Raw genomic sequence first — 8147 nt, 5'->3', positions numbered from 1 at the left:
TTCATCCAGCCCGGTAAGCCTACCCAGAATGCATTTGTAGAGAGCTTGAATGGAAAATTCCGTAACGAGTGCCTGAATCGATCCTGGTTCAGAACGATGGATGAGGCTCGAGTGGAGATCGACTCATGGAGGGAGCATTACAACCATGTTCGACCGCACAGCTCATTGAACTACTTGTCGCCAGTTGAGTACGCACGAAGAGCGGCGTAACGTAAGGAATCTCATCGAACCGGTGGTGCTAATTCAGGGGAAAGGTCAAGACCAGCGCCGATCTTAAAACATCGGCCTGCTGTGATGTGTCGGGCATGCCGGGTTGGCTTAAACCGTTACTGGCCAATATTCATCCGGAAGTAACAGAGAAATATTATGGCTGCGGCCTGGTCGCGCCCCATTTATTGCAAGGTTGCGATATTCTGGATCTGGGTAGTGGGTCAGAACGCGACTGCTATGTGCTGGCGCAATTGGCAGGGGCCCAAGGTAGCGTCATTGGCGTCGATATGACCGATGAGCAATTGGATGTTGCCCGGCGACATCTGAACTACCATGCCGAACGGTTTGGCTTTGCCAACGTGCAGTTTCACCACGGGTACATTGAACAACTGGATACCCTTGACCGGGCTGACAACAGCATAGACGTCATCGTCTCAAACTGTGTGATCAACCTCTCGCCAGACAAGGATGCGGTCCTGCGCGAAGCCTATCGCCTGCTCAAGCCAGGCGGGGAACTGTACTTTTCGGATATCTATGCTGACCGCCGCCTCCCTGATGCCTTGCGAGAGGATGAAGTCCTGTACGGCGAGTGCCTGGGTGGGGCGCTGTACCGGAACGACTTCGAGAACCTGGCAAAACGTCATGGATTTCTTGATCCGCGCCTGGTGGAGGACCGGCCCCTGGAGATTACCGATCCGGCTATCGCGGCCAAGTTGGGCAATATTCGTTTCTTTTCCGCCACCTATCGGCTTTTCAAGCTGCCTGAACTCGAGCTCGCCTGCGAAGATTATGGCCAGGCGGTGATCTATCACGGCAGTATTCCGGAGGCTGAGCACCTATTCCATCTGGACAAACATCATGCTATCGAAACGGGTCGGATCTTTCCGGTCTGCGGCATTACCTGGCGGATGCTGCAGGAGACGCGTTTTTCTTCGCACTTCGAGTTCATTGGTAACTTTGATCGGCACTACGGCATTTTTCCCGGCTGTGGTGGCGTGGTGCCCTATGACGATGTGGCAGCCGCCACAGGGGAAGCACCATGTTGCTGAATGAGGACGTGAAACCATTGCGGTTGCTGGTGCTGTGCACCGGCAACTCTGCCCGCAGCATCATTGCAGAGGGGCTTTTCAATCGGGATCACATCCAGGCCTTCAGTGCCGGCAGCCAGCCTGCTGGGCGGGTCAATCCATTGGCGATGGAACAGTTGAGCGATTGGCCCGCTGCAGAGCCGCCACGCAGCAAAAGCTGGGACGAGTTCCTTGTGATGGATGCGGTGCCACTGGATATTGTACTGACCGTCTGTGGTAACGCTGGACACTGCTGTCCGCAGTTTCCCGGCACACCCGAGCGCGTTCATTGGGGGTTGCCGGACCCCGCTGCAGTGGAAGGCACTGACGAGCTCAAGCGCATGGCGTTTTCTGACTGTTACAGCGCGTTGAAGGCGCGCATTGACACCCTGGTTAGGTATCTTCGCGAGCAGCCAGAGAACCGGCTGGCACACAACATCGCCGGTTTTATGCGCACGTTAGGCCCGAACTGACGGCAGGATATCTAATTCGGTAAGACGCCAGATCAAGCGACGAGCCCTGCCGGCGGCCAGTTTCTATATATTTTCAGTGCTGAGGTATGCAATGAGTTTATCCAGAGGTAAAGGCTTGCTGAAGTAATAACCCTGGATGACATCGCAGCCATGAGCTTGCAAGAATGCAAGCTGCTCTTTTTCTTCTACACCTTCGGCTACTACATGCTGCTTAAGGCTATGAGCCAGGCTGATTATCGCCTGAACGATAGAGCGGTCCTCATTTTCTGTGGCGATATTGATCAGAAAAGATCGATCGATCTTCAACTCCCTGATCGGAAAGCGCTTGAGATAGCTCAGAGAAGAATAACCAGTTCCAAAATCGTCGAGTGAGAAGGACACGCCCAGTGCGATGATTTCATTCATCTGATCGACCAGGCGATCAATGTCGCCCATCAATGTACTCTCGGTAATCTCAAGAACCAGATTCTGGGGGTTGATGTGGCTGGTGCTCAGTGCGTGGATCACCGACTCCTTGAAGCCCTTGTCTGCAAACTGCGCAGGCGCGACATTGACTGACACTTTAAGGTGATGATGACCCATGGTGTTGAGCCGGCTGATTTCAGCACACGCTTGAGCCAATACCCATTTTCCAATAGGAACAATCAGCCCGGTGTTTTCAGCAATGGATATAAATTCGGACGGCGATACGATACCTCTGAGGGGATGGTTCCATCGAATGAGGCTTTCGACTCCCACCGCCGTTCCTGTCTGACTGTCGACCTTTGGTTGGTAAAAGAGCTCAAATTCGTCATTTTTGAATGCATTCTTGAGTTCTGTTTCCAGGTTAATGACCGTCAATGCCTGTGCATTCATTTCACTGGAATAGTAAAGGAATTTTCCAGCGCCGAGTCTTTTTGCATGTTCTCTCGCCGCACCGGCAAATTTGACCAGAGCCTCAACGTCTTCCGCATCCTCTGGAAAGACTGCCATACCGATACCGGCACTCAAGTAGTACTCCTTGCCCTGATATTCGAGTGCCTGTTCAAGCTCTTCTATGATTCGCTTGCACACCATCGAGGCTTTTTCCAGCTGCGTGACGCTGCACAGAACGACGGAAAACTCTTCTCCTGAAATTCGCGCTACGTTTTCCAGGCTTTTTCTACCCTGGCCGTGACTCACAAGATCACTACTTCGGATCACTTTCTGTATCCGCTGGGCCACATCCTGCAGCATGGAATCGCCTGCAGACATACCCAGGGTGTCATATATTTTTCTGAACCGGTCCAGACCAATATCCAGCAAAACCAGCTTGGTTTCCGTTCGTTTTGCGTTTTCCATGGACCAGAACAGGCGATCCAGAAACAGCGTGCGATTGGGGAGCCCGGTCAGGCTGTCATAAAAGGCCAGTTGGTCCCGGTAGGCTTTGGCCGACAAGGTATTACGAACCCTAAGCCCCAGTTCGCTGGGATCTACCGGCTTGGAGAGAAAGTCAGTTGCACCCAGTTCAAGCGCCTTGAGCTTACTGGCGGCGTCGTCCGCACTAGTGAGAATAATGACGGGCAGGTGCCCGAATTTCTCGTGTTTGCGCACTTGCTCAAGGACCTGGTAGCCATCCAGTTCAGGCATATCAAGATCCAGCAGCATCACATCCGGATTCGATACCTCCATCGTCGTTATCGTCTCAGGGGAGTGCTGAACCGCTACGAAGTATTGATATCCGAACTCTTCCAGCAATGCCTGCACGATATCAAGCATGACAGGTTCGTCATCCACCAACATGATTGTCGAATCCATTACTTCACCTGATCGCTGTATTGCAAAGTGAAAACCCGCCTACGAGGTCATGGCCAGAGCACATCATGCTGTTTCCAGGTCTATGCGGGAGTTCAAAAGTTTAATGACCTTTACCGTATGGTTGATGCCTTCATATTCCTGCTCTGCACAATGGCTGACCAGGTCCCTCGCGGGCTCCGTGAAAGCATCGAATCCCACAGAGCCACCGGAGGCTTTCAGCCATTGTGCAAACTTGCGGATACTGTCGTAATCTTCATTAGCAATGTCCGAGTCAATACGAGCAATCCAGTTGGAGAGTTGCTCTAGAAATTTTTCAATGATCGGTCGCAGTCTTGGACTGTTGACGGGTAGGCGGCATGAGACGATGTCAGGTATGACATAGTCCTTGTGTACTGTTGCCTGTTGAGTGGAGAGTGTTTCTTTTTCAGCCTGTACTGGCTGTAGCTCCATTCGGGCGACAAGTGTCGCGATCTGTTTGACCGTGTCATCGAGCTTCACATCATTGCGCTCAAGCGCATACTGCTCTAGCGCGCCGCCGGCCTGCATCAGTGGCTGAAAGCCTACCGAGCCCGCCGAGCCTTTCAGCCAGTGGCCGAGCTTTTTCAGCTGATCATAATCGCGGTCATGCCAGGCGGCATCAATGACGTCGACCTGAGTGCCCATACGACTGATAAATTTTTCGACTATGCGGCGAAACTGTTCCTTGTGAACGGGCAGAGAAGAATGAATTTTCTCTTCGTTTACGCTCACGGTTGCTGAGTTAACGGTATCCGCTTGCTGGTTGTCCACACGTTTCGGAGCTTGAACCTTGCGGCCGTTCAGATACGTGGCCAGGCGGCTCATCAGGAAGTCAATATTGACCGGTTTGGTCAGATAGTCGCTGTATCCTGCAGAAAGGCATAGTTGTTGAACCCCGCTCATGGCGTCGGCAGTCAATGCAATTATCGGAAGCTCAGCATATCGCCCGCGCATAATACCGGCTGCTGTCAGACCGTCCATCACCGGCATCTGCACATCCATCAACACTACATCCACCGTTTGCTGTTGCAGAAAGTCGAGGGCCTGTTGCCCATTCTCCGCGGTGAAGACCTCGAACCCTGCATCTGACATGATCACTTGCAGCAGATCGCGGTTTTCTTCGCCATCATCCACCACCAGCGCAGTTGATGCAGTAAATTGCCAGCGTGCAGCAACTTCGGTCTGCTCAACCCACTCTGCAGACATGATGTCGTCCGCCGATAACATCACGGTCCCTTGCCCGGTCGGCCCAGCGGGCACGGTCACTTGGAAACGGGAGCCGTGCCCCGGTTTACTTGAAACCTGTATGTCGCCACCCAGCGCTTCTGCGAAGCGTTTACTAATAGTCAATCCCAGGCCAGTGCCACCGAATCGGCGTGTAATAGAGCTATCTGCTTGGGTGAATGGGTCGAATACCGCTTGAGCTTGTTCTTCGGTCATACCAATACCGGAATCACTGACGGCAACCAAGATTGTTGACCCTTCGGAGGAGCGTTCGTATCGGGATGTCACGGTGACCCCACCGCTCTCTGTAAATTTGACCGCATTGCTCACCAGATTGGTGATGATCTGACGCAATTTGGCCGCATCGGTTTCGATATGTGCGGGAAGCGGGCCATCAGCTCGGTATTCGAGAAAAATCTGCTTCTCGTTCGCCTTGACCCGCATAATCTGAATGACTTCCTGAATGACGGTATGTACGGGAGTCGGTACCACCTCGACTTCGATTCGACCCGCTTCTACCTTGGAAAGATCCAGGATGTCGTTGATTAGGCCCAGCAAGTGGTTACCACTGGAGGAGATGGTATTCAGATAGCGGATACTGTCCTTGCTGTCACGATCGTAGCCGCGCTTCAGAATTTCAGCGAAGCCAAGAATAGCGTTCATGGGCGTGCGGATTTCATGGCTCATATTGGCCAGAAATTCACTCTTGAAGCGGTTAGCCTGATCGGCTTCATCCCTGGAGAGGCGGAGCTCGACTTCTTTCTTTTCAAGCTCGGTAATATCGTCAAAGCTGATCAATACCCCCGCGGGCTTGCCGCCTCCGGTCAGGATGGGTGAGCAGTTCAGCATGAACGTCCGTGTCCCGTTATCACCAATGACCAGTCGAATAACCTCGCCGGTCCGGACCACGCCATCCTCTAGGGTTTTTGTCCAGGGAGCGCGCACTTTTTCCAGCTTCTCGTTCGTCTGATCCAGCCAGTTGAAACGGGAAACTTGCAAGCCAATCAGTTTTTTTGCGTTCACTGAAGGGATGTCGGAAAAGGCCTTGTTGGCCAACACGATATTCTGCTTTGCGTCTATCACCAGCAAACCTTCCGCCATGGTATCCAGCGCAGAGCGCACCCGGTCGGGAATGGCCTGGGACGGATCCAGCTGCTTGAGCATCTTGCCCATGTAGAAGTAATACAGGATGAGGCCTGTCACGGAGAGAAAGGCAGAGAGCAGTACGACAGGATGAAGCAGCCACCCATACCACTCGCTGGGTAACAGGGGCTTGAATGAGAGCTCGACCTGTCCCCACTGTTGACTCCCTTCATAGATGGGCACGACCACCTGTCCATCCCGCGACACAGTATTTCCGCTGTCTTGCCACAGCCCCCCATGCTCGCCAACAACTGTCAGCAGTCTCCCGTCGGCATGCCGTACGGCGGCTGATAGCAGCTCCTCGTTTCGATCAACCAGCACCTGGAGGATCGTGTCCATGCGGCGAATATCCGACGTGGTTATGAAGATCGAGCTATTGACCGCAACGGATTCAGCAAGCCGGGCATGACCGTCACGGATGGCAGCCTGTCGGTCAGGAACCAGACCGAGCAGCGAAGCCAGCAGGATCAGGCTCACCAGCATGCTGGACAGTCCGAGTGCTATACGAAAGCGTGTACTGACTCGTTGTAGGATTCTTATGGCCATGGAAAAGGCTTAACCAAGGTTGAGGTCAGCGAGCTAAGTGGATTCATTCTGATCCGAACTGGAACTCTTGCTCTGGTTAGCTTCCGTTACCATCGATTCAAGGGATTCGGAGTCTTCCTCTTCATCCGTTGATCCGAGGCTCCCAAGGACCGGCAGGGGGTCGATAAACCGCCAGGCCGGTAAAGAGGACAAGACGCTGCTCATGATAATGCCGCTACGGGCCAACCATACTACATAGCCAACCGACAGGCCCGCTGAAACGGACAGGCTGGTGCCGATCAATTGTTCGACCTGGCTGCGTTCTTCCACCAGTTCCTTGCGCATGTTGTCCAACTGACTGGCGAAATTGCCGCGATCGAGCAACTGAAAGGGTTCGTTTAATTTCGTGATTTGATCCCTGAGAAGCTGAACTGCTTTTTCACTGTTGCCCGTGCTGGCTGATGCATCGTTCAAAGACGCTTTGAGCGTGGGGGAAGCCAAAGAATCAGACGATGGATCCTGTCCGTCAAAAGGCGACACGTACTCAGACGAAATATTATCGTCGCCCGGCCTAACCTCAGTCTCAGAAGGTTCATCAGGGAGGTTGGTGACTAGAGGACCGCTTGTGACCTCTTGTTCTGATGGCGAGGTATCGGGCTCGGTAGACGGATCGGATGTATCCTGCCCTCCCTGCCCGGGTCCGCCGCCTACCAGATCGATCGGCAGCTCTGTTGGCAGATTGGTTGTCAGGGTTAGCTCGCCAAGCAGGGGACCACTGCCATCCTCATCCCCATCATCAATGTTAATAACCAGAGTCGAATCCTGCACGCTTCCGGGAATAGGAGTGAAGCTGAGGCTAGCCAATGCATTATTCACTTCGGCCACCGTACCGGTAATAGACCAGACGCCGCTTGACTGGTCATAGACGGCACCGCCCGTGGCGCTCAGAAGGCCAACTTGCGGATTTGACAGCCTTAAGCTGGCAGTGACTGTTTCGCCGCTATCAACGTCGGCAATAACGATGAAGTTGAGCGGTATGGTATTCGTACTGCTGGTGATCAGAATGTTGTCGGGCAGACTGGAAATCGTAGGCGCATCATTGGTGCCAATAATGGTGATATTGATGATGTCGGTGGCTGTTGCTCCCTGGCTGTCCTGAATAGTGACCGTATAAGCCAACTGCAGAGTCTCGCCCGCGGCCAGATAGTTGAATGCCTGGGATGCAGAGTCAAAGCTCCAATTCAGCAAGGCGCTGTTGATGCTTCCATCCAGAACGGTATTGGGGCTGACCGTCAGCATGGCCTGGAGGTCGGCATCACTTGGCGCAGCGGGGTCTGTCCGGTCCGATGTGCCACCGACCGCAAAATTGCTGATGCTGGCTGTGACGATGTCGCCGGCATCACTATCAGCTACTGTAAAGCTGCCGCTGGTGGAGAGTCCCACATTGGTCTCGCTCAAGGTGGCGTTAGCCGGACCGCCAATCATTTCTGGTACATCGTTGGTACCGGTCACGGTAATGGTGACTGTCTGCTCGGCGCTGACACCGCCGTCATTGTCGGTGGCAGTGTATGTGAAAGACACATCACGGCTGGCACCCACGGCCAGGTCATCGAAATCGGTGCCGGGGTCGAAGCTGTAGCTGCCATCGCCATTGAAGCTCAGGCTGCCCTGGGTCACGCTGGTGCCGAGGGTGTAGCCAGCAATAGTGCCA

At 53.7% G+C, this 8147-nt stretch carries 6 protein-coding genes; 3 read left to right on the top strand and 3 right to left on the bottom strand.

The features are described 5' to 3' along the window. The 3 genes from ABYA88_RS14060 to ABYA88_RS14050 all read left to right on the top strand — a co-directional run. On the top strand, positions 1-210 hold a 210-nt coding region (locus ABYA88_RS14060; RefSeq protein ID WP_373188022.1), incomplete at its 5' end, for a transposase. 95 nt (positions 211-305) lie between these two features. Beyond that, entirely contained in the window at positions 306-1259 is a 954-nt protein-coding gene (locus ABYA88_RS14055) for a methyltransferase domain-containing protein (protein ID WP_373188021.1), read from the top strand. Continuing rightward, positions 1250-1750, top strand: a complete 501-nt coding sequence (locus ABYA88_RS14050) for an arsenate reductase ArsC (RefSeq protein ID WP_373188020.1) — start codon at positions 1250-1252, stop codon at positions 1748-1750. The genes ABYA88_RS14055 and ABYA88_RS14050 overlap by 10 nt, the downstream gene beginning before the upstream one ends. 63 nt (positions 1751-1813) lie before the next feature. Here the strand turns inward: ABYA88_RS14050 and ABYA88_RS14045 are convergent, their stop codons facing one another. From ABYA88_RS14045 to ABYA88_RS14035, 3 genes are all read right to left on the bottom strand, one after another. Then, positions 1814-3526: an EAL domain-containing protein gene (locus ABYA88_RS14045; protein WP_373188019.1), complete on the bottom strand. Its 1713-nt coding sequence runs from the start codon at positions 3524-3526 to the stop codon at positions 1814-1816. Positions 3527-3589: 63 nt separating this feature from the next. After that, a complete protein-coding gene (locus tag ABYA88_RS14040; protein ID WP_373188018.1) occupies positions 3590-6394 on the bottom strand; it encodes an ATP-binding protein in 2805 nt (934 codons plus the stop codon). A 96-nt stretch (positions 6395-6490) separates the two neighbouring features. After that, the coding region (locus ABYA88_RS14035; RefSeq protein WP_373188017.1) for a VCBS domain-containing protein at positions 6491-8147 on the bottom strand (1657 nt) is incomplete at its 5' end.

Source organism: Halopseudomonas sp., from assembly GCF_041579695.1.
In the GTDB taxonomy this organism is placed as follows: domain Bacteria; phylum Pseudomonadota; class Gammaproteobacteria; order Pseudomonadales; family Pseudomonadaceae; genus Halopseudomonas.
This window is presented reverse-complemented; position numbering and strand designations above follow the sequence as displayed.